1 protein-coding gene is annotated in these 2,368 nt (G+C 36.7%); it reads right to left on the bottom strand.

Annotated elements, in window-relative coordinates; all coding sequences use genetic code 11:
• Positions 1-59: 59 nt before the first annotated feature.
• Entirely contained in the window at positions 60-2,264 is a 2,205-nt protein-coding gene (locus E1171_RS02665) for a S9 family peptidase (RefSeq protein WP_155203812.1), read from the bottom strand.
• Positions 2,265-2,368 lie beyond the last annotated feature (104 nt).

Raw genomic sequence — 2,368 nt, 5'->3', positions numbered from 1 at the left:
AGCGTGAAAGATCTTTCACGCTTTTTTTATACCCTTATCACAGGTAAATTTAGTCGAAACTATAATTTTTTTAATAGGTAATCAGTCATCATATTATAAAGATGGAAGGTTGTATTTCCTCCATATATTCCATGATTACGGTTGGGGTAATAGAACGACCTGAATTGCTTATTGGCATCTACCAAAGCATCCACCAAGGTAACTGCATTCTGGAAATGAACATTGTCATCACCGGTACCATGAATTAGAAAGAAATTTCCTTTTAATTTTTCAGCATGAGTCACCGGCGAAAAAGCATCATATCCAACAGGATTCTCCTGTGGGGTCTTCAGGTAACGCTCAGTATAAATGGTATCATAAAATCTCCAGTTCGTAACGGGTGCAACAGCAATTGCGGTTTTGAAATAATCTGCTCCTAAGAAAAGTGAAAGAGAAGACATATAGCCCCCATAGCTCCAGCCCCAGATTCCAATTCTGTCCTTATCCACAAAAGGAAGTGAAGCCAGATATTTGGCACCTTCAATTTGATCTTCTACTTCATATTTACCTAATCTTCCGTAAGTAACGTGTTTAAAATCTCTTCCTCTTGCTCCAGTTCCCCTATTATCCACACAAACAATGATGTATCCTTTTGCTGCCAGCACCTGATACCATGATTCTCGACTTCCTCCCCAACGATTGGTTACCATTTGAGAACCAGGACCACCATACACATACATTAAAACGGGATATTTTTTATTCTCGTCAAAATTTGACGGTTTTATCATGTAGGCATTTAATTCGGTTCCCCCCGTTGTCTTCAACTTAAAAAAGCTTTTCTCTCCCAGGTCAAATTCACTTAATCTCTCTCGAAGCTCCTCATTTTTTTCCAAAGTTTTAACGATTTTCCCTGTAGGAGCACGGTGAAGACTTACAGTAAGGGGATCGGTAGAAGTAGAATGATAATTGATAAAATACTTGAAATCTCTACTAAAGTTAACACTGTTCCAGCCATCAGCGGAAGAAAGTTTCCGTTTTCCCTTCCCGTTGAAATTAATGACATACAATTGACGCTCCAATGGAGAGTCTTCAGTTGAAAGATAATAAATCAGTTTTCTTTTTTGATCGATTCCCTCCATAGAATTTACCTCCCAATTTCCTTTGGTTATTTGACGGATAAGGCTTCCATCCATTTTATACCAATAAATATGTTTGAAACGATCCTGCTCACTGCTTTTGATAAATGTCTTATTATCTGAGAGGTAAGTCAGGTCATCGGTAAAATCAATATCTACATAAGTATCACTCTTTTCGGTCAATATAACTTTAGTACTTCCTGTATTAACATTCCCGTGCAATATTTCAAGTTTATTTTGCAGCCGATTCATTCGGATGATAGAAAGGGTTTCTGAATTAGGTGTCCAGTAAAGGCGTGGTATATATATATCGGTTTCCGTCCCAATATCCATTTTTGTTTTTTCTCCCTTGGTAAGGTGAAAAACGGATATATCAATTTTGGAATTCTTTTCTCCTGCTTTTGGATATTTAAATTTATAATCCTTCGGATAAAGGTTTCCCCATACTTGCATGTTGTATTCTTTTACATCACTCTCATCGAAGGTATAATAGGCCAACAATTTACTGTCAGGAGACCAGAAAAAAGCTTTGGCAATAGAGAATTCTTCTTCATAAACCCAATCTGATGAACCATTGATGATGTGATTCCATTTCCCATCTGTTGTCACAGCATGTTCCTTCATGTCATTCAAAGTCACATAATACAAGTTGTTATTACGCACAAAAGCCACTTTGGAACCATCCGGAGAAAAAGTAGCAAAAGATTGTTTGTCACCTTGGGCCAATGAGCTAAGGGCTTTGCTTTTTAGATCATAGATAAAGAAAAAAGCTTTTGAGGAACGCCTATATATGGGTTCTCTTTCTGTAGCTATCAATATTTTGTCTTCATCAGCACTTAAGGTATAGCTAGTGAATCTTAAACTGCTAGTCTGACCTTCCTTGTAAAGAGTTTCCCCGTTTACCAATGTATCTGCAATGGCTCCTGTGGTGATATTATATTTAATCACATAGTCGGCCTTTTTTGTATGCTCAAGAGAAGTGTAAAAACGGCCATCCTTCATCCAGTTAATACCTGATACTGACTTTTGTCTAAAGATGCCCTTTTTAAAAACATCTTCTAGTGTGACTTCCCTTTTCTCCTGACTCACCCCTTCCTTCCAGGAAAGTAACCCAAAGGCTAAACAACAAAAAATGAATAATTTTTTCATGCTTATCATTTATAAAATATGTGTTGATAAATTGGCCTTAAAGATAGGTAAATATTATTTGAATAGATCACCCATAAAAATGGGAATATAAAAAACCCTAATTA

The organism is Xanthovirga aplysinae (genome assembly GCF_009711365.1).
GTDB classification, from domain to species: Bacteria; Bacteroidota; Bacteroidia; order Cytophagales; family Cyclobacteriaceae; genus Xanthovirga; species Xanthovirga aplysinae.
Note: the sequence above shows the minus strand (reverse complement) of the source record. Positions and strands in the feature narration are given on the sequence as shown.